This is a genomic window from Micromonospora sp. WMMC264 (genome assembly GCF_027497275.1).
GTDB lineage: Bacteria > Actinomycetota > Actinomycetes > Mycobacteriales > Micromonosporaceae > Micromonospora > Micromonospora chalcea.
This window is the reverse complement of sequence record NZ_CP114907.1, coordinates 2,447,106-2,466,135: the sequence shown is the minus strand read 5'-3', so window position 1 is coordinate 2,466,135 and position 19,030 is coordinate 2,447,106. Positions and strand designations below refer to the sequence as shown.

The window sequence follows — 19,030 nt, the reverse complement described above, 5'->3', positions numbered from 1 at the left end:
CGGCTTGGGTGCGCGTACCCCGGTCAGGGGGTGGCGACGGCGGCGCGGGAGCGGTCCGCGGCGATCCGCACCGCGAGCGCGGCAAGCACCGTGCCCATGACCCACCGCTGCAGGCGCGCCCAGCCCGGCCGCCGGGTGAGGAACGCCGACACCGAACCGGCACTCAGCACGATCAGCGCGTTCACGGTGAGCGCCACGACGATCTGGGTCAGGCCGAGCAGCAGGCTCTGCACCGCCACGTGCCCGCGCGCCGGGTCGACGAACTGCGGCAGCAGCGACACGTACAGGATGGCGATCTTCGGGTTGAGCAGGTTGGTGACCAGGCCCATGGTGAACAGGCGCCGGGGCCGGTCCGGCGGCAACGGCGTCGGGGTGAACGCCGACGTGCCGCCCGGGCGCAGCGTGCGCCAGGCCAGCCACAGCAGGTACGCCGCGCCGGCCAGCTTCACCGCCGTGTACAGCGGCGGGACCAGCACGAACACGGTGGCGATGCCGGCCACCGCGGCGGCCAGGTAGACCAGGAACCCGGCTGCCACCCCGAGCAGCGACACCAGTCCGGCCCGCCGCCCCTGGGTCACCGAGCGGGACACCAGGTAGACCATGTTCGGCCCGGGCGTGAGCACCAGACCGAGCGCCACCAGGGCGATCCCCATCACCGCGCCGACTGTAACCATGTCGCCTCCCCGTTGCCGACCGTGAACCGGACCCTACGCCCACCCGCCGACACCCACCGCCCCGCCGCGCCCTCACCCCTGCTCCCACTCCGGCGATCATGAGGTTGACGGCGACAAATCGGTCACCGACGGCCGCCAACTTCATGATCGCCGGAGTCGGGGGTCAGCGCGGGGCGGGGGCGGTGGGGATACTTGTCGCATGTCGATCGTGCTGTCCGCGCCGGCGACCGCGACCGCGCCCGCCCTGCTGCTGCGCCCGTGGCGCGACGGTGACGCCGACGCGCTGATCGAGGCGTACCGGGATCCGGTGCTGCGCGCCTGGACCAGACATCCGGTGACCGGACCGGCGCAGGCGCGGGTGTTCCTGCGCCGCAGCCACCAGGGCTGGGCCGCCGGGCACCGGTTCATGTTCGCGGTGCTGGAGGAGGAGCAGGTGGCGGCCTGCGTGGTGCTCAAGGACGTCCGCCCGGGCCGCCCGGCCGCCGAGGTCGGCTACTGGACGGCCGCGCCGGCACGGGGCCGGGGCGTCGCGCCACGCGCGGTGGAGGCGGTCACCGGATGGGCGTTCGCCCGGTTCGCCGCCACCGGGCTGACCCACCTGGAGCTGCTGCACCAGGTCGACAACCCGGCGTCCTGCCGCGTGGCGGAAAAGAGCGGGTACGCGTTCGCCGAGGTCCTGCCGGCCCGCGCGCCGTTTCCCCGCGACGGCCACCGCCACGTCCGCCACCTGCCCTGACTGTCCGGCCCGCCGCTGCTCTCATGAGCCGAGCAGGCGCAGCAGCACCGCCCAGCTCCCGACCAGGCAGGCCGTCGCCACAGCGAGGTCGATGAGCCAGTCGCGCACGCCGGCGCCCCCTCACCCCGGGGGCACGCTACGCGGCGGTCCGCGCGGGAACAGCTCGGCCCCGCGCAACGCTGACTCTTGTCGGACGGCGGCGGCTACCGTGGGTACGGGAGGTGACGGCGGTGACGACAGCCTGGGAGGCCGCGGTCGAGGCGCAGATCCGCTCGGCCCAGGAACGCGGCGAGTTCGACAACCTGCCGGGCGCCGGCAAGCCCATCCCGGGGCGCGACACGCCCTACGACGAGGGCTGGTGGATCCGCAGCTTCATGGAGCGCGAGCAGATCCCGTCCGACCTGCTGCTGCCCACGCCGCTGCAGCTGCGCCGCCGCATCGAACAGCTTCCGGTCGAGCTGCGTGACCTGCCCACCGAGGAAGCCGTCCGCTCGTACGTGGCGGCGCTCAACACCGAGGTGGTGGCCTGGCTGCGTACCCCGACCGGGCCACGTGTGGTGGTCCGCCCGGTGAACGTCGAGGACGCGGTGCGCGGCTGGCGTGCCGATCGGGAACGGGCCGCGCCGGTCGTCACGACGTCGGAGCCACCCCGTGCCGCGTCGGCCCGTCCGCGCCGTCGTTGGCGCTGGTGGCGCCGCTGAGCGTTCAGGGGCGCGCCGCCTGCCAGGTCCACGAGGTGCGTCGTGGCCGGTCGCCGAGCGGCGCGCGGCCGGTCAGCCACAGCAGCACCGGCGCCGGCCTGCCGTCGGGCGCATCCGGGAACAACCGGCTCACCACCCGGGCGCACAGCTCGGCGGGTGGCGACCAGTCCAGGCCGAGCCCTCGGGTCAGGTCGTGTGTGTGCAGCAGGATCTCGGCCACGCCCATCGCGGCGAAGCCGCCCGGATCGCAGGGGCCGAAGTGCCACGCCCGGTCGTTCGGGCTCGCGGCGTCGACAGTGGCGGCCAGGATCCCGGCCGCGGCCGCCGCGACGGTGAGCACCTCGGCGGGCGCGGCGTCCGCGTGTACCCGCAGGTCGTACGGGAGGTAGCCGCCGTCGGGCCGGCCGGACACCTGACCGGCGTACGCGATCAGGTCGTGCGCGATGTGCGCGGCCGTGGTCCAGCAGGACCAGTCCAGGTCTCCCGCGCGTACCGTCCAGTCCCGGTCGGCGGCGGGCCGCAGCACGGCGGTCGTCGCCGCGGCGGCGGCGCGGAGGTCCGCGCCGTTCACAATCGCCGCACGCGCAGCACACAGGTGAGCATCGGCAGCGTGAACTCGCCGTCGGCGGTCTCCGGCCGGCTCGCCAGGTACGCGCGGATACGGTCGAGCGTCTCCGTGCGCTCCCGTTCCGGCATGACCAGCATCCCGGCCCGGGTGGCGAGCGTCGCCACGAGCGAGTCGGCGGTCCGGCGCTGCCCGTGCGGGAACTCCGCCTGCTCGGGCGAGCCGAACCGGGCCCCGCCGGTCTTCGGCAGGTGCATGGTCGCCGTCGCGTCGCGCCAGCTCGCGGGCGTGTCCCGGGGGCCGATGGCGGCGCTGCCGCTGACCGCCGCGAGCCCGGCCACCCAGTCGACCCGGTCGTCCACGACGTTCCACAGTCCGGCCAGGACACCGCCGGGGGAGAGGACGCGGGCGATCTCCGGCCCGGCCACGGCCATGTCGAACCAGTGCATGGCGTTGCCGGCGACCACGGCGTCGACGGAGGCGTCCGGCAGCGGGATCGCCTCGGCGCTGCCGGACAGCGCCCGTACGCCAGGCAGGGTGCGGCGGAGTTCGGCGAGCATCGCCGGGTCCGGCTCGACGGCCGTGACGTCGTCGCTCACCTCGGCCAGCGTGGCGGTGAGCTTGCCGGTGCCCGCGCCGAGGTCGAGCACCCGCGCACCGGGCGCGGGTTCGAGCGCCCACCGCAGGGCGGCCCGCGCGTAGTCGGGCCGGTGTTCGGCGTACGCGGTGGCCGCTGCGCCGAACGACGAGGAGTGCCGGCGTCGTGCGTCTTCGTCCATCGGGTCACCCTATCGACGGGCCGGGCTCCTTGACGTGCGAAGCATACTTCGTGAATAATGGATCGTAGTTCGAGGGGGAGTACCCGAGGATCCACGCATCGCCGTCAGTACGGGCCCGGCCCATCCGGATCCCGGCGGTGCAGCCACCGCTGTCAGTGGCCCGGGGAGACCTTCGTCCAGCAGCGCCGGCACCCCGCCGGCCCGGGGCGAGAGGTCTCCCTTCGGTATGTCCGTGTCCCTGTGGATCTGGGCCGTACTCATGCTGGCGATCGCGGCGATGCTCGCCGTCGACCTGTTCCTGCACCGCGACAACCACGTCATCGGATTTCGTGAGGCAGCGGTCTGGTCCGGCATCTGGATCGCCGCCGGTCTGCTCTTCGGCGTCGTCCTGTGGGTCTGGCAGGGCGGTGACGTGGCAGGCACCTACTACGCCGGCTACCTGATCGAGAAGGCGCTGTCGATCGACAACGTCTTCGTCTTCGCGCTGATCTTCAGCTACTTCGCCGTGCCCGCCGCGTTCCAGCACAAGGTGCTGTTCTGGGGTGTCATCGGCGCCCTGGTGTTCCGGCTGGTCTTCATCTTCGTCGGCGCCGAGCTGCTGGAGACGTTCTTCTGGACCGCGTACGTGTTCGGCGCGTTCCTCGTCTACACCGGCTACAAGATGGCGTTCCGCCACGACGAGCAGACCCCGCCGGACCGCAACCCCGTCGTCCGGCTGGTCCGCCGGGTCGTTCCGACCGACCCCGCATTCCACGGTGACAGGTTCTTCGCCCGGATCGACGGCAAGCGGGTCGCGACGCTGCTGTTCGTGGTCCTGATCGCGGTGGAGACCACCGATCTGATCTTCGCGATCGACAGCGTCGCCGCGATCCTGGCCATCACCACCAGCACGTTCATCGTCTGGACCGCCAACGCCTTCGCCATCCTCGGCCTGCGCAGCCTCTACTTCTGCCTCGCCGGGCTGCTGCGCCGCTTCGTGCACCTGCACTACGGCCTGGCCGTCCTGCTCGCCTTCGCCGGCGTGAAGTTGATCCTGTCGGAGACGCCGGTCGGCAAGCTGCCCATCCCGGTCACCCTCGGCGTGATCGTGGTGACGATCGCGGTGTCGATCCTGTGGAGCCTGCGCAGCACCCGCGGCGCCGTTCCGGACGGCCATTAGGGTGTGTCGAAGTCGGTCACAGCCATTCGTTGTCGGCGCCGAGGTTGAACCATCCATCGGAGACCTCGCCACATTTCGATCTCCGACACGCCGAGCGGTCACTCCAGCTCAGGCACCATCGCCGTCTGAGCTGTCATGCAGTGGCGCAGAAGTCCGACGGGCGGCGGCCCCGACGTGACAGCCGCTGCCGACGCCTACCGGACCGGTGACCAGTAAGTGAGGGATGCGCTTGATCGACTCCGTCCGTCGAATCGCTGCGGCTCTGGCACGGCTTGCACCGCCGTACGGGCCGCTGGAGCTGCCACCGCCGGTCCCTCTGGACGAGCCGCTCGACGACATCGCCCCCGGTTACGCCGAGTTCCTCCGCCTCGCCGACGGGGCCGACTGTGGAAGCACCGGCGACATGCGGCTGTGGTCGGCAGCATCAGTGCGCCATACACCGTGGATGGCCGACGACCTGCCGGGCGGTGCTACGCGCTGGTGCGTGGTCGCGGACGTCCTGCAGAATCCCGTCTTCGTTGAGCGTGCAACCGGCGAGGTGTGGTGGTTCTCCGACCTGAACATCGTCTGGTACACCGACAGCGACCTTGCCAGTTTCGCCAAGCTGGCCGACGACGTTGCCGGGTTCATCGACCACCTCATCCTCGGTCCTGGGTACGTCCAGCACCTTTCCACCGGGCGAGACGACCCGTGGCTGGAGGCGCTGTCGACCAGCGAGTGAGGTGCGCCCAGCACTACTGACTTTGACACCGCCCCAGCGCACTACCATCTGCGCATGGGCTCGGGCGGCGGGACGTCTGTCGAAGCCGTGTTCTTCGGCACCACGACCGTCTGGCTGTCCGACGGGGCGTCCGGCATCCTGATCGACGGCTTCCTGAGCAGGCCCTCGCTGCTCCGTGTCGCGTTCGGTCGCGTCGCACCCGACCTCGGGCGGATCACCGGCGCTCTCGCCCGGGCCGGGGTGACCCGTCTCGACGCGCTCTTCGTCGCCCACTCCCACTACGACCACGTCATGGACGCCCCCGAGATAGTCAAGCATCTCGGGGGCAGGCTCTTCGGTTCCGAGTCGACCCTGAACGTGGGGCGTGGCGCGGGCCTCGCCGAGGAGTCGATGACGCGCATCGCGGACGGCGGCGAGCACACGGTCGGCGCGTTCACCGTGCGTGTGCTCGCCGCCGTCCACAGCCCCGGCAACAGGTTCCCGGGCACGATCGACGAACCGCTCGTCCCACCGGTCAGGGCGAGCAGCTACCGCGACGGCGGGTGCTTCTCCTTCCTCATCACCCATCCCGGCGGCTCGCTGCTGATCCATCCGAGCGCCAACTTCGTACCCGGCAAGTTCGACGGGCTCGACGTCGACGTCCTCTACCTCGCGACAGGCGCTCTGGGTGTTCAGCCGCGGCGGTTCCAGGACGACTACTGGCGGCACGTGGTGGAAGCGACGCGGCCCGGCCTCATCGTGCCGATCCACTGGGACAACTTCTTCGTGTCGCTGGACCGCAGGCTCCGCCCGCTGCCGCCCGTCTTCGACAGGTTCGCCGTGACGAAGGCGTTCCTCGACCGCAGGAGTGCGGAGGCCCGGATCCCCGTACGGTTCCCCGAGCCCTTCGAGGTGACCAGGCTGTTCGCGAGGTAGGCGTCAGCGGAACCGGTCGACGGTGACGGGAAGCATCCCCTGCTCGCGCATCCGAGTCGTCAGACCGTACAGCAGCACACCTACGGCCTCATCGCGGTCGCCGAGAAGGTCGCAGGTCACGTCCAGTCCCCAGGCGGCGCCCGCGGCGACGCGGCGCAGATCCCAGCGGAAGGCGTCGCCGCGGACCTGTCGGCGCGCCGATCCCAGGACACGCGTGCCGGGATCCGCCGGGTCGTCGGTGATCGGCATCTGCCACGCCTCGCCGAGTGCCGTGAGACCGTCCGGGCTCAACTCGCCGGCGAACAGGATCCGGTAGACGCGCGTCTCGCGGAACCCCGGCCGGGGTCCGGAGTCGCCCAGCCGCAAAGGGGGCGGCTGAGGCGGAGGGGCGCCGAAGCACTCCCGCAGCGTGTCCTCGTCCGGCAGGTCCGCGCCGCAGAGATCTCGATAGAGCGCCGCCGCCGCGTCGCGGTCGACGGGCGTCACCCGCTCGCGTAACCCGGCGTCCGCACGTAGCCGCCGACTGGTGGCCGACGCCTCGTGCCAACGCCCCTCGGACCGGATCCAGCCAACGCTCACCAGCCCGGCGGAGGAGTAGTCCGCCGCGAGCAGGAACTCCTCGGCCAACAGTCCTTCCGGCGCGCCAGCGGCGTCGTGCAGCACGTAGTAGTGCAGTGCGGGAGGTGAGCCGGCCATCTGGCGCGCGGGGGATGTCGTCGTCACCCGTGGATTGTCGAGCAGGCCGGGAGCCGACGGTGTTCGGCTCGCCGAACACTTTCGGTGCCGCGACGATTATCGGATTACCGGTAACAGTAATCGACCTACCTGGCCGGTCAAATGGGACGAATCGGCACTACACCATAATGACAGTTATGTGCGGGCGGGTTCAGAGGACCGCTGTCGGCGTACGATCACGCCACCGCAGCCGATCCCAGGGAGCAGGCGATGGTGTTCGACGCGACGCTGACCCGGATCAACGACGGCGTACAGATGCACCACCAGCACGGCCGACGCGAGGACGCCCGCGACTTGTTCGCCCGGATCTGGGACGAGATCGGCGGGGAACAGGGTGATCCACTGCACGTCTGCGTCCTCGCCCACGCGATGGCCGACGTGCAGGACGACGCACGTCAGGAGCTTGTCTGGGACCGGCGGGCGCTCGCGGCGGCCGACCTGCTCACCGACGAGCGGGTCGCGCAGGCCGGGGTGCCGATGTCGGTCGCCGGGCTGTACCCGTCGCTGCATCTGAACCTGGCGGAGTGCCACCGCAAGCTCGGTGAACTCGACCAGGCGCGGGACCATCTCCGGCGGGCCCGGGACGGGATCGGGGCGCTCGGCGACGACGGCTACGGGAAGCTGATACGAGGCGGACTGGACCGGCTGTCGCAGGAACTGTCCGCCGGATAGACCGCAGACGAATGGCTAGCGGCCAGCGTTCGTCGACGGGGTGACCGCGGTGACGACCAGGTCGACGATGCCGTCGGCGTAGTCGTCGGTCAGCGGGCCGTTGCGCAGCAGCCAGCGGTGGTACAGCGGGCCGAACAGCAACTCCACCACCAGGTCAAGCGCCGCGTCGGGGCGTACCTGGCCAGCCTCGCGGGCGGCCTCCAGCCGGGCGCGGACCGCATTCAACTGAGGACGGAGCAGCCGGTCGCGCGCCTGGGCGGCCAGTTCCTCATCGGCGAGCGTCTCGATGGTGATGGCACGCGTGGTGGCGGACAGCCGGGGATCGGCGAACTCGGCGACTGTGGCCCGGAGAACCGCACGCAGATCAGCCCGTAGGTCACCGGTGTCGGGCAGCGCGATCACCTCCGGCATGTCGTCGGCGAGCGCGTCCAGGATGACCGCGCCCTTGCCGCGCCACCAGCGGTAGATGGTCTGCTTGCCGACCCCGGCGCGGGCGGCGATCGCCTCGACGGTCAGGGCCGAATAGCCGGTCTCGGTCAGCAGCTCCAGGGCGGCGGCGAGGATCGCGCGGCGGGACTGCTCGTTGCGGCGGGTGGGCTGCGGAGTCACAGCGGCAGCCTACCGCGAGACGAGACGTATCGTCTTGACGGAGGTGGTCGTGCCATGCTCTGCTGGGCAAGCGAGACGGGACGTCTCGTCTCAGCAGAGATCAGGAGATCACTTGCCGCACATCGCCATGGTCAGCATCCCGTTCCACGGGCACGTCAACCCGAGTCTGGAGATCATCCGTACCCTGGTGCGGCGCGGCCACCGGGTCACGTACGCCAATGACCCCGCCTTCGGCGAGGTCATCCGGTCAACCGGCGCGGAGCTGAAGGCGTACGCCTCGACGCTGCCCGCTGACGGCGGCGCCGGCATCGACGACCCGATCGCGCAGCTCACGCTCTTCCTCGACGACGCGATCGCCATGCTGCCGCAGCTGCGGGCCGCCTACACCGACGACCGGCCGGACCTGTTCCTCTACGACATCGCGGGCGCGCCGGCCCGGCTGCTCGGCGAACAGTGGGGGATTCCGGCCGTTCAACTGTCCTCGACGTTCGTGGCCTGGGACGGCTACGAGCAGGAGATGGCATCCGCTGTGGAGGCGATGCGGGCCGATCCGCGCGGCGCCGACTACTACCGGCGGTTCACGGCATGGCTGACCGCGCAGAGTTCGTCGGTCACCGACAGCATGGCGTTCCAGGGGCGGCCGGTCCGCAGCCTCGTCCTGCCGCCGGAGGCGCTCCAGCCGAACGCCGACCGCGTGGACCGGTCGGTCTACAGCTTCGTCGGCCCGGTGCTGGGCGACCGCGCCGAGCAGGGTTCCTGGGTACGACCGGAGCACGCCGGGAAGGTGCTGCTCGTCTCGCTCGGCTCCGCCTTCACCCGGCAGCCCGAGTTCTACCGCCGCTGCGTCGCCGCGTTCGGCGACCTGCCCGGCTGGCACACCGTCCTGCAGATCGGCGAGTACGTCGACCCGGCCGAACTCGGTCCCGTCCCGGACAGCGTCGAGGTCCACCGGTGGGTGCCGCAGCTGGCCGTACTGGAGCAGGCGGATGCCTTCGTCACCCACGCCGGCATGGGCGGCAGCAGCGAAGGTCTCTACTGCGGGACGCCGATGATCGCCGTACCGCAGGCGGCCGACCAGTTCGCGAACGCCGAGCAGCTGGCCGCGCTCGGCGTCGCCCGCGTCGTCGACTCGGGCACCGTCACCGCCGCGGAGCTGCGCGAGACGTTGCTCGCCCTCACGTCGGACCCGGCCGTGGTGGCCCGCAGCGCCGAGCTGAAGCGGCAGGCCCGCGCCGCCGGTGGTGCCGACCGGGCCGCCGACCTGATCGAGGCCGAACTGGCCGCGGTACGGGGCGGCGCCGCGAACAGCGGGTGAGGCGTGGTCGCGGCGGGATGCCGCCGCGACCACGCCCGGTCAGTCCTCCGCCAGCACCGTGAAGGTGAATGCGGTGCTCGTCGGACGCTTCAGCGGGATGTCGCACTTGACCCGGCGCAGCACCTCGGACCGGGTGAGGCCGAACCGGTGGGCGATGAGCCGGTCCGGGCGCACCGGCACCGGGTCGTCGAACGTGACGTTCACCTGCACCGGCCACCCGTCGAGCGGCACGACCGGCGCGTCCAGGCGCCACGCTCCGGTCCAGTCGAGGGTGAAGTGGCAGCGCCGGGCGAACGCCGGGTCCAGCAGTGTGGCCGCCACCAGGTCGGGATCGTTGAGTTGGTGGCCGTGCAGATCGGTGGGATCGAACGAACTGACCGCCGCCCGCTCACGGACGGTGAGCTTGCTGGTCCGGCCGCAGGACACGCAGTGCACCAGCAGCCAGACGTCCAGCAGCTTGCCGTTGGCGTTGACGCGGAACCGGCCCCGGGCGGCGGTGGCCGTCTCCGCCCGGCAGATGACGCAGCGCAGCGACAGCAGCGGAAGGCGGGTCCGGCGTACGACCCAGGGCAGCACCATATGAGGTTGGGATGACATGGAGACCTGATCTCTGAAGACCTGACGCGAGGCCGATTACGCGCGGCCTCGGACGCTGTGGCCGGGCGCGCGAGGGCAGCCCGGGGAGCCGTCGCGCAGGCGACGGCTACAGGCGTGGGGAACGTGTCAGGGTCAGAGAGCAGGAGGGGTCACGCGGAATCGTCCTTCTTCGCTGCGACAGGAGTGCGGGAAACGTACGGGACGTCCGGAACCGCTCTCAACCCGTTTTCCGGGACCGCTGCGTCACGCATCACTTCACTGACTAAAAGTTTGCACTGTCTGCAAGATCGCTCGTAGGGTCGTGGCGTGACCACCGACCAGAGCCGCCCCGGCCTGCGTGACCGAAAGAAGCGGCAAACCCGCGCCGCCCTCAGCGCCGCCGCGCTGCGCCTGGTCGCCGAGCGCGGCCTGGACCAGGTGACGGTGGAGGAGATCAGCGAGGCCGCCGACGTGTCGGCCCGCACCTTCTTCAACTACTTCCCCAGCAAGGACGAGGCGCTGCTCGGCGACCAGCCGACCGACCGCGAGGTGCTGGCCGCCCGCATCGTCGCCGCGCCGCCGGAGGTGTCCGCGTTCGACGCGCTGCGGCTGGCCTTCGGCGACGTCGTCGAAGCCGTCGAGGCCGACCGGGAGGTGTGGCTGCTGCGGCTGCGGGTCATCGCGGCGAACCCGTCGCTGCTCCCGCGGCTGATCAGCGGCAACGCCGAGACCGAGCAGGTGATCGTCGCGGCGGTGGCCGCCCGGCTGGGCCTCGACCCGTGCCACGGCCACCCGACGCTCGTCACCACTGTCGCCGGCGCGATTCTGCGCACCGCCCTGATGCAGTGGGTCGAGCGACCCGACACGACGACGCTGCGCGAGCTGACCGCCGAGGCGTTCGCCGCCGTCGCCGCCGGCCTGCCCGATCCGTCCTGACCCCTCCCATCCGTACCGGCCGTGGCCGCCCGCCCGCGCACACGACAAGGAGTTCGATGACCACCGCCACTGTTCCGCCCGCCGAGACGGGTACGCGGATGTCACGCCGGGAGATCCTCCAGGCGTTGTCCGGCCTGATGGTCGGCATGTTCGTGGCGATCCTCGCCTCGACGGTGGTGGCGAACGCGCTGCCCCGGATCATCGCCGACCTCAACGGCAGCCAGACCGTCTACACCTGGATCGTCACCAGCGAGCTGCTGGCGATGACCGCGACGGTGCCGCTGTGGGGCAAGATGGCCGACCTCTACAGCAAGAAACTGCTGATCCAGTCGTCCCTCGGCCTGTTCGTGGTCGGCTCGCTGGTCGCCGGATTCACCCCGAACGTCGAGGTGCTGCTGCTCAGCCGGGTCATCCAGGGCATCGGCGCGGGCGGCATGACGGCGCTCGCCACGATCGTCATGGCGGCCATGATCCCGCCGCGTGAGCTGGGCCGGTACGCCGGCATCTTCGGCGCCGTCTTCGGTGTCGGCACCATCGCCGGCCCGCTGATCGGCGGCGTCCTGGTCGACACGTCCTGGCTCGGCTGGCGCTGGTGCTTCCTGATCGGTGTGCCGTTCAGCCTGCTGTCCATCGCGCTGCTGCAGAAGACGCTGCACCTTCCGGTGGTCCGCCGCAGGGTCCGCATCGACTGGCTCGGCGCGCTGCTGATCACCTCGGGTGTGTCCACGCTGCTGATCTGGTCGTCGCTGGCCGGGAACAAGTTCGACTGGGCCTCGGGCTGGACCGCGCTGCTGGTCGGCGGCGGGCTGGCGCTACTCGCGCTCGCCGTGTTCGTCGAGTCCCGCACCGAGGAACCGATCATCCCGCTCGGCATCTTCCGCAACCGCACCGTCAGCCTCACCACAGTGGCCAGCATCCTGGTCGGCGTGGCGATGTTCGGCGGCACGGTGTTCCTGTCGCAGTACTTCCAGACCTCGCTCGGCAAGTCGCCGACGGTGGCCGGCCTGATGAGCCTGCCGATGGTCCTCGGCCTGTTGGTCTCCTCGACCGTGGCGGGTCAGCTGATCACCAAGTACGGCCGGTGGAAGATGTTCCTGGTCGCCGGCGCCGCGGTGATGACCGTCGGCATGCTGCTGCTGAGCACCATCGACGCGAACACGAGCGTGCCGATGCTCTCGGTGTACATGGCGGTGCTGGGTGTCGGCGTCGGCATGCTGCTGCAGAACCTGGTGCTGGCCGCGCAGAACGACGTGCCGGCCGCCGAGCTGGGCGCGGCGACCTCGGTGCTGACGTTCTTCCGCAGCATGGGCGGCGCGGTCGGGGTCAGCGCGCTCGGTGCGGTCCTGGCCAACCGGGTCACGTCGCTGACCACCGAGAAGCTCGGGCCGCTGGCCACCGGCGGCGGATCGGCCGAGGTGCCGGATCTGTCGGCCCTGCCGGAGCCGGTGTTGCGGATCGTGCAGGAGGTCTACGGCACCGCGACGTCGGAGATGTTCCTCATCGGCGCGCCGTTCGCGCTGCTCGCCCTGGTCGTCGTGCTGTTCATCAAGGAGAAGCCCCTGAACACGCTCAGCGGTGACGAGCGCCGGGTCCGTGAGGAGGCGGCGGCCGCCGGGATGCACTGATCCCGCACGGTCGAGCGTGGGGCCGCCCCCGGGAGTCACCGGGGGCGGCCCCTTGTGCGATTTGCGGTCAGCGTTCCGTACGGTCGTTGATCTCGGTGCCGGACTCGCCGGGCATGGCACCGATCGACTCCTCGGCGGCCCGGCCGCCGGTGCTCTCGTCGCCCTGCTTCAGCGAACTGCGGGGCAGCCCGGCCAGGTGAGCCGGGTCCTCGATCGGCTGGGGCGGCCACTGGTCCTGCGTACCGTCGGTCACCCCGGCGCGGCGCAGCGCCTCGACCAGTTGGTCCGGCGACAGGCGGTCGACCTCCTGTATCCCGGCCCCGCGCGCAATCGCCTGCAGTGTCTTCAGGTCTTCGCTCACGAATGTCTCGGCCATGCCCGAGCCTTCCCGCCCCTCAAGACAAGGAAACCGGCGGGCCTGCCACCGCCGGGTCGATCATGAAGTTGTACCGGACAAACCGGGCGCCGGACACCGTCAACCTCATGATCGACGCGAAATGGGGGGTTCGGTCAGCGGCGGGCGGGTTTGCGGGCGGGGCGCGGGCGGTCCCGGTCCGGGTCGATCCCCACCTGGACGGCGAAGGCCGGGTCCACGGCCAGCAGGGGGCGGGGGCCGAACAGCGCCATTCCGGTGAGCAGCGTGTCGGTGTCGCGGCCCTGCCAGACCGGGCGGCGCTCGGGGTCGAGGTCGGCGTGCTCGCGGCGCAGCCGCCGCAGCAGGCGCCGGGCGGCGGACCCGGTCTCCGGCACCTCGGTCAGCCACCAGCCGCCGAGCGCGGTGGCCAGGCAGCACAGCAGGAGTCCGGCGACCGAGGCGGGACCACCGGCGGAGCGCCCCTCGACGGCGCTGTCCACGAGCCGGGTCAGCCCGACCGCGGCGACCGCGAACAGCGGCACCGTGCCCAGCGCGATCCGCCGCCGCTGCGCGCGGGTGAGCAGCCAGCCGTCGCGGACCAGCCGCCCGACCGTACGGCGCAGCGCCCGGCCCACCTCCGGGTCGGCGAGCACCGCGGCCCAGGTCTGCGGGCGGCGCAGCGCGCTGTGCAGGGCGCGCACCAGCGCGGGCGAACCGGCCGGGGGACGCCCCTGCGCGTGCAGGGTGGCCAGCTCGCCGATCTCGACGCCACCGGCGCGGCGCAGCGCGGCCACCCCGAGCTGGCAGGCCAGCAGCGCCCGATCGGTCAGGTACGCCAGCTCGACCCGGTCGGGCGTCGCGCCCCGGGTACGGCGGCCGGTCAGTTCGCGTACCGCGATCGCGATCGCGACGGCCACGGCGACCGCGCCGAGGTAGTCGAGGAGGAAGATCGACCCGCTGACTCCCCAGAGCATGGCGGCAAGTATGTCAGGAGCCGTGCCGTACCTCGGAGTCCCAGATCTGCGACCACGGGCGGCGCAGCCCTCGGGCGACGAAGATCGGCTCGCCGTTCTCGTCGTTGTCGACGTCGACCCGCTGGTCGACCCGGCCGGCCTCGGTGACCTCGGTGAACCAGGCGCGCAACCGGTCCGGGCGGGACCAGCCGACGACGATCACCACGTCGGCGTCGTCGGGCGGCCGGCCGAACGTGGCCATGCTGTTGTGCCCCGAGTACGCGCGGGGCAGTCCCCGCTGCGGCCCGTACCGGGCCAGCGCGCCGGCCTCGCCGTAGTTGCCGGTCAGCACCACCGCCCGGTCCCGCTCGGGCGGGGGCAGGGCGCGGTGCACGGCGGCGACCGAGTCGGCGAACTCGGGCCAGCCGATGGTCTCGCCCGCGTCGTAGTTCGCCGCGACCACGAACCCGGGCAGCCGGTCGGCGGGCAGCGTGGGCAGCAGCAGCACCGCGCTGCTCGCGGCCATCAGCACGGCGGCGGTGACCAGCAGCGCCTGCCGGATCCGGGGCGCGCCCCGCCGCGCCCATTCGACGGCCGGCACCACCCCGGCGGCGGTGAGCACCAGCAGCAGCGGCGCGTCGTAGTAGCCCTTGCCACCGGCCACCACCACGATCGCGACGACGACCAGCCAGGCCCAGGCCAGCGACCGGTACGCCGCCCAGTCCGGCCGGCGCAGCAGCGCGACCAGCCCGGCTACCCACACCGGGACCGCGAACGGGCTGATGATCAGGAACTGGAGCACCACGGCGTCGATCCGGCCGCTGTAGGAGCTGTCGCCGCCGGCGATCGACGCGGCGACGTCGAGCTGCGGGAAGCCGTGCGCGGCCTGCCACGCCGCGTACGGCACGGCGAGCAGCACGGCGACGCCCGTGCCGGCGAGCACCCACCGGTCGCGCAGCAGCCGGCGCGGCCCGGCGATCAGCAGACCGGCGACCAGGCCGACGCCGAGCAGGGCGGGCAGCGGCTTGTTGAGCAGGCCGACGCCGAGCGCGAGCCCGGCGCCGAGCGCCCACCGGCTGTCGCCGGTGCGCAGCATCCGCACCACGCACAGCGCCGCGGCCAGCCACACCAGCAGGTCGACGCTCGTGGTGCTGAGCAGGTGGCCGCCGGCCAGCACGATGCCCGAGGCGGCGGCGAGCACCGCCGCGGCGCTCTGGGTGACGCGGTCGGCGCCGAACTGCCGGGCGATGGCGGCGACCAGCACGACCGCCGCGCCGCCGATGAACGCCGACGGGGTACGCAGCACGACCAGGTTGCCCGGCGCAATCGTGTCGGCCAGCCGGGCCAGCGCCGGCACGAGAGGCCCCTGGTCGACGTAGCCCCAGTCGAGGTGCCGGCCGCACAGCAGGAAGTACAGCTCGTCGCGGTGGTAGCCGTAGCGGCCGGCGAGCGACAGCAGGACAGCGGTGAGGACCGCGCCCACCACCAGGGGCGCTGCGGTACGCGGACCGGCGGGCGGCGGGCCAGCGGGCGCGGCGGCCTGGCTCCGATCGACGTCGGCGACTGATTCGGCCACCTGCCCATGATGGACCGCACCGGCGGGCCGTCGATGCCCCGTGACCCTCGGCCGGGTGGACGGAAACCGGTGGCCGGACGGCCGGGGCGACGGTTAGCGTGCCCGGCGATGAGGATTCGTGACTACGCCGACGCCGACTGGGACCAGGTCTGGCCGATCTTCGCCGACGTCGTGACCGCCGCCGACACGTTCGCGTACGACCCGGAATGGTCGCCGGGGACGGCGCGCGAGGTGTGGGTGGAGCGGCCGCCGGGGCGTACCTCGGTCGCGGTGGAACACGACGGCGCGGTGCGCGGCACCGCGAAGATGGGCCCGAACCGGCCCGGGCCGGGGTCGCACGTGGCGACCGCGAGCTTCATGGTGGCGGCGCACGCGCGCGGCGGGGGCGTGGGCCGTGCGCTGTGCGAGGACGCGTTGGACTGGGCGCGGCGGCAGGGCTTCGCCGCGATGCAGTTCAACGCCGTGGTGGAGACCAACACGGCGGCGGTGGAGCTGTACCGGCGGCTGGGCTTCACGGTGATCGGCACCGTGCCGGAGTCGTTCGCCCACCCGACGCTGGGCCGGGTCGGGCTGCACGTCATGCACCGGCGGCTGTGACATCGGCGGCCGGAAAACGCCTGGCCGGACCGGGTGGGTTGCTGACAGGCTGCCCGCCATGACCGCTCATGCCCTCGCCGGGGCGCTCGCCGACGAGCGCCGCCGGACCGTGTTCGCCGCGATCGTGCTCGGCGCCCGGGACCTGTCTGCCGTGGTGGCCCGCACCGGGCTGCCGGCCCGCGACGCCGCGGTGGCCGTACGCCGTCTCACCGACACCGGTGTGCTCGCCGATGACGGGGATGGGCTGCGGGTCGACGCCGAGCGGCTGCGCGAGTTCGCCCGGGCCGGGGCGGCGTCTCCGGCGGCCCCGGCGGCGAACCCGCGCGAGACGATCCTGCGCACGTTCCTGCGTGACGGCGCGCTGACCCGGCTGCCCGCGCAGCGCGGACGCCGCCGCGTGCTGCTGGAGCACATCACCGAACGCACCTTCGAGCCGGGACGTCGTTATCCGGAGCGGGAGGTGGACGACGCGCTGCGCCGGTGGTGCGAGGGCGGCGAGGCCGACCACGTGACGCTGCGCCGCTACCTGATCGACGACATGCTGCTCACCCGCGAGCAGGGCGTCTACTGGCGGACCGGGCCGTGAGCGGCTGGAGCACGCACGTCGTACGCCCGGAGCAGCCGGACGCGACGCTGGTGCTGCGCGAGTACATGGCGGAGATGGTGCGCCGCTGGTACGGGCGTCCGGAGCAGCCCGGTGAGGTGGACGCCGCGCTGGCCGAGGACCCGAGCGACGACCTGGTCCCGCCGAGCGGGCTGCTGGTGCTGGCCCGCCGCGACGGTCGCCTCGCCGGGTGCGCCGGGCTGCGGTGGCAGCCGGACTGGGCCGAGCTGACCCGGGTGTACGTGCGCCCGGAGCACCGTGGCGCCGGTGGTGGAGCGGCGCTGCTCGCCGCGGTCGAGGCGTACGCCGTCGGTGGCGGGGCGACGCGGATCCGGCTGGACACCCGCTCCGACCTGGTCGAGGCGCGGGCCCTGTACGCCCGGCACGGCTACCGGGAGATCCCCGCCTTCACCAGCGGCCCGTACGCGCAGCACTGGTTCGAGAAGTCACTGCCGGCGCGAGTTGACGACGCGGCGCGGGCGCGTTAAAACAGAAACCAGGAACTTGAGTCACCAAGACTCAACTTGAGACCTTGGGCCAGGAGAACCGAGGAGGCAAGAGCCATGTTGATGCGTACCGACCCGTTCCGCGAGATCGACCGGATCGCCGAGCAGTTCTTCGGCACCGCCGCCCGGCCCGCCGTGATGCACCTGGACGCCTACCGCGACGGTGACCACTTCTACGCGGCGTTCGACCTGCCCGGCGTCGACCCGGACAGCATCGACTGCACCGTCGAGCGCAACGTGCTGACCGTCCGCGCCGAGCGCCGCCGCCCCAGCGGCGAGAACGTCGAACTGGTCGCCGCCGAGCGTCCGATGGGCACGTTCACCCGGCAGCTGTTCCTGGGCGACACGCTCGACACCGACCGGCTGGAGGCCGGCTACGAGAACGGCGTGCTGACGCTGCGCATCCCGATCGCCGAGCGCGCCAAGCCACGCCGGATCACCGTGGCCACGCCCGCCGAGGGCAACGGCCGCCGCCAGCTCACCACCGCCTGATCGTTCACGCCGACGCGGGGGAGGCCGGAGTGCCGGCCGACCCCGCGTTGTCGTACCAGCGCGCCTGATCGCCAAACCATCCGCAAGCTGAGAGCCTTTCTCACATGCTTCGCCCCGAGGTGCTGCCGCGCGCCCGCACCGCCGCCCTGCCCGCCGGCCCGGCCGACGTCACCGAGGCGTGGCTGCGCAACCGGCGGCTGTCCGAGCACACCCGTGACGCGTACCGCCGTGACGTCACCGGCTGGCTGAGCTGGTGCGCCGAGCGGGGGCTCGACCCGCTGCGGGCCACCTTCCTCGACGTCAACGCCTACGGCCGGGAGCTGGAGTCCACGCCGCGCGGGCGCGACGGCCGGACGCTCACGCCGGCCACCGTGGCGCGCCGGTTGTCCGCGTTGTCGAGCTGGTACGACTTCCTCGCCAAGCTGGGCGCGGTGACCGCCAACCCGGTGTCGGCGGCGGACCGGCCGCGGGTGGACCGGGACCACTCCGCCACCGTCGGCCTCACGCCGGAGGAGGTCGACGCGCTGATCGCCGCCGCCGAGACGGACACCGGCCCGACCGCCGCCCGCAACCGGGCCGCCGTCGCGCTCCTGGCCGACCTGGGGCTGCGGGTGGGGGAACTGGTCGCGCTGGACGTGTCCGACCTGGGCACCGAGCGCGGTCACCGCAGCGTCCGCTTCGTCGGCAAGGGCGGCAAGGTACGCCGGCGCGCGCTCACCCCGGGCACCGCGTACGCCCTCGACGCCTACCTGACCGCGCGGGCCGAGGCGCAGGGCGTGACGGTGCCGGAGCTGACCGGTCCGCTGCTGGTCACCGCGACCGGCGGCCGGCTGGACCGGCATGCCGTGTTCCGGCTGGTGCGCCGCCTCGCCCAGCGGGCCAGGATCGCCGCCTGGGCGAAACTGTCGCCGCACTCACTGCGCCACGCGTTCGCCACCACGGCCCGCTCCGAGGGGGTGCCGCTGGAGGACGTGCAGGACGCGATGGGGCACGCCGATCCGCGTACCACCCGCCGCTACGACCGGGACCGACACAACCTGGACCGCGACCCGGCGTACGCGATCTGGGCGGCCCGCGCCCGCCGTCGCGGCTGAGCCGTCGCGCGGACCGGTCAGCCCTGCGGGCGGGGGCAGAGGCAGAACGGCTGCCCGATCGGGCGTACCGGCAGTCTGCCGCCGCCCCCTGACATCTTCGGCCCGTCACGGGCGCGCGGCGCAACCGCCTGCGCG

23 protein-coding genes are annotated in these 19,030 nt (G+C 72.5%); 14 read left to right on the top strand and 9 right to left on the bottom strand.

Annotation, left to right across the window (positions count from 1 at the left end; all coding sequences use genetic code 11):
* Positions 1–23: 23 nt before the first annotated feature.
* Positions 24–674: a LysE family translocator gene (locus O7542_RS10435; protein ID WP_043324080.1), complete on the bottom strand. Its 651-nt coding sequence runs from the start codon at positions 672–674 to the stop codon at positions 24–26.
* 199 nt (positions 675–873) lie between these two features.
* On the opposite strand from O7542_RS10435, the gene O7542_RS10430 reads away from it, so the two are divergent.
* Positions 874–1,410, top strand: coding sequence for a GNAT family N-acetyltransferase (locus O7542_RS10430; RefSeq protein WP_043324078.1), 537 nt, complete (start codon positions 874–876; stop codon positions 1,408–1,410).
* Positions 1,411–1,640: 230 nt separating this feature from the next.
* On the top strand, positions 1,641–2,111 hold the full coding sequence (locus O7542_RS10425) for a DUF1992 domain-containing protein (protein WP_281606106.1): 471 nt from the start codon (positions 1,641–1,643) through the stop codon (positions 2,109–2,111).
* A gap of 4 nt (positions 2,112–2,115) precedes the next feature.
* Here the strand turns inward: O7542_RS10425 and O7542_RS10420 are convergent, their stop codons facing one another.
* Positions 2,116–2,682 carry a DinB family protein gene (locus tag O7542_RS10420; RefSeq protein WP_210882917.1) on the bottom strand — a complete coding sequence of 189 codons (567 nt, stop codon included), beginning with the start codon at positions 2,680–2,682 and terminating at the stop codon, positions 2,116–2,118.
* A complete protein-coding gene (locus O7542_RS10415; RefSeq protein ID WP_281606105.1) occupies positions 2,679–3,455 on the bottom strand; it encodes a class I SAM-dependent methyltransferase in 777 nt (258 codons plus the stop codon). Before O7542_RS10415 ends, O7542_RS10420 begins: the two co-directional genes overlap by 4 nt.
* 226 nt (positions 3,456–3,681) lie before the next feature.
* On the opposite strand from O7542_RS10415, the gene O7542_RS10410 reads away from it, so the two are divergent.
* The 3 genes from O7542_RS10410 (at position 3,682) to O7542_RS10400 (ending at position 6,250) form a co-directional block, all read left to right on the top strand.
* Positions 3,682–4,614: a TerC family protein gene (locus O7542_RS10410; protein ID WP_069089670.1), complete on the top strand. Its 933-nt coding sequence runs from the start codon at positions 3,682–3,684 to the stop codon at positions 4,612–4,614.
* Positions 4,615–4,843: 229 nt separating this feature from the next.
* The gene (locus tag O7542_RS10405; protein WP_146074848.1) at positions 4,844–5,335 is read left to right on the top strand and encodes a hypothetical protein; all 492 of its coding nucleotides are present in this window, start codon (positions 4,844–4,846) and stop codon (positions 5,333–5,335) included.
* Positions 5,336–5,389: 54 nt separating this feature from the next.
* Positions 5,390–6,250 carry an MBL fold metallo-hydrolase gene (locus tag O7542_RS10400; RefSeq protein WP_281606104.1) on the top strand — a complete coding sequence of 287 codons (861 nt, stop codon included), beginning with the start codon at positions 5,390–5,392 and terminating at the stop codon, positions 6,248–6,250.
* A gap of 3 nt (positions 6,251–6,253) precedes the next feature.
* On the opposite strand, the gene O7542_RS10395 is transcribed toward O7542_RS10400, so the two are convergent.
* A complete protein-coding gene (locus tag O7542_RS10395; RefSeq protein ID WP_281606103.1) occupies positions 6,254–6,973 on the bottom strand; it encodes a hypothetical protein in 720 nt (239 codons plus the stop codon).
* A 222-nt stretch (positions 6,974–7,195) separates the two neighbouring features.
* Between O7542_RS10395 and O7542_RS10390 the strand changes: the two genes are divergently transcribed.
* Positions 7,196–7,657, top strand: coding sequence for a tetratricopeptide repeat protein (locus tag O7542_RS10390; RefSeq protein WP_166457452.1), 462 nt, complete (start codon positions 7,196–7,198; stop codon positions 7,655–7,657).
* Positions 7,658–7,672: 15 nt separating this feature from the next.
* Here O7542_RS10390 and O7542_RS10385 read toward each other — a convergent pair whose 3' ends face one another.
* The gene (locus O7542_RS10385; protein WP_281606102.1) at positions 7,673–8,266 is read right to left on the bottom strand and encodes a TetR/AcrR family transcriptional regulator; all 594 of its coding nucleotides are present in this window, start codon (positions 8,264–8,266) and stop codon (positions 7,673–7,675) included.
* A gap of 112 nt (positions 8,267–8,378) precedes the next feature.
* Between O7542_RS10385 and O7542_RS10380 the strand changes: the two genes are divergently transcribed.
* Positions 8,379–9,581, top strand: coding sequence for a macrolide family glycosyltransferase (locus O7542_RS10380; protein WP_281606101.1), 1,203 nt, complete (start codon positions 8,379–8,381; stop codon positions 9,579–9,581).
* A 39-nt stretch (positions 9,582–9,620) separates the two neighbouring features.
* On the opposite strand, the gene O7542_RS10375 is transcribed toward O7542_RS10380, so the two are convergent.
* Positions 9,621–10,160 (bottom strand): DUF1062 domain-containing protein, encoded by a 540-nt coding sequence (locus O7542_RS10375; protein WP_245254751.1) that lies wholly within the window; start codon positions 10,158–10,160, stop codon positions 9,621–9,623.
* 324 nt (positions 10,161–10,484) lie between these two features.
* Here O7542_RS10375 and O7542_RS10370 point away from each other — a divergent pair, with 324 nt between their 5' ends.
* Complete coding sequence (locus O7542_RS10370; RefSeq protein WP_187692678.1) at positions 10,485–11,093, top strand: TetR family transcriptional regulator; 609 nt, start codon at positions 10,485–10,487, stop codon at positions 11,091–11,093.
* Positions 11,094–11,149: 56 nt separating this feature from the next.
* Complete coding sequence (locus tag O7542_RS10365; protein ID WP_209961907.1) at positions 11,150–12,718, top strand: MDR family MFS transporter; 1,569 nt, start codon at positions 11,150–11,152, stop codon at positions 12,716–12,718.
* Positions 12,719–12,785: 67 nt separating this feature from the next.
* On the opposite strand, the gene O7542_RS10360 is transcribed toward O7542_RS10365, so the two are convergent.
* From O7542_RS10360 to O7542_RS10350, 3 genes are all read right to left on the bottom strand, one after another.
* Positions 12,786–13,094: a hypothetical protein gene (locus tag O7542_RS10360; RefSeq protein ID WP_013286318.1), complete on the bottom strand. Its 309-nt coding sequence runs from the start codon at positions 13,092–13,094 to the stop codon at positions 12,786–12,788.
* 134 nt (positions 13,095–13,228) lie between these two features.
* Positions 13,229–14,047, bottom strand: a complete 819-nt coding sequence (locus tag O7542_RS10355; protein WP_209961909.1) for a TIGR04222 domain-containing membrane protein — start codon at positions 14,045–14,047, stop codon at positions 13,229–13,231.
* Positions 14,048–14,060: 13 nt separating this feature from the next.
* Positions 14,061–15,602, bottom strand: a complete 1,542-nt coding sequence (locus tag O7542_RS10350) for a glycosyltransferase family 39 protein (RefSeq protein ID WP_209961911.1) — start codon at positions 15,600–15,602, stop codon at positions 14,061–14,063.
* A gap of 108 nt (positions 15,603–15,710) precedes the next feature.
* Between O7542_RS10350 and O7542_RS10345 the strand changes: the two genes are divergently transcribed.
* The 5 genes from O7542_RS10345 (at position 15,711) to O7542_RS10325 (ending at position 18,895) form a co-directional block, all read left to right on the top strand.
* Positions 15,711–16,199 (top strand): GNAT family N-acetyltransferase, encoded by a 489-nt coding sequence (locus O7542_RS10345; RefSeq protein WP_281606100.1) that lies wholly within the window; start codon positions 15,711–15,713, stop codon positions 16,197–16,199.
* Positions 16,200–16,257: 58 nt separating this feature from the next.
* The gene (locus O7542_RS10340; protein WP_113974114.1) at positions 16,258–16,785 is read left to right on the top strand and encodes a DUF2087 domain-containing protein; all 528 of its coding nucleotides are present in this window, start codon (positions 16,258–16,260) and stop codon (positions 16,783–16,785) included.
* Entirely contained in the window at positions 16,782–17,291 is a 510-nt protein-coding gene (locus tag O7542_RS10335) for a GNAT family N-acetyltransferase (RefSeq protein WP_280841783.1), read from the top strand. The genes O7542_RS10340 and O7542_RS10335 overlap by 4 nt, the downstream gene beginning before the upstream one ends.
* A gap of 75 nt (positions 17,292–17,366) precedes the next feature.
* Entirely contained in the window at positions 17,367–17,801 is a 435-nt protein-coding gene (locus tag O7542_RS10330) for an Hsp20/alpha crystallin family protein (protein WP_030504676.1), read from the top strand.
* A gap of 104 nt (positions 17,802–17,905) precedes the next feature.
* Positions 17,906–18,895, top strand: coding sequence for a tyrosine-type recombinase/integrase (locus tag O7542_RS10325; RefSeq protein ID WP_281606099.1), 990 nt, complete (start codon positions 17,906–17,908; stop codon positions 18,893–18,895).
* The last annotated feature ends 135 nt before the right edge of the window (positions 18,896–19,030 follow it).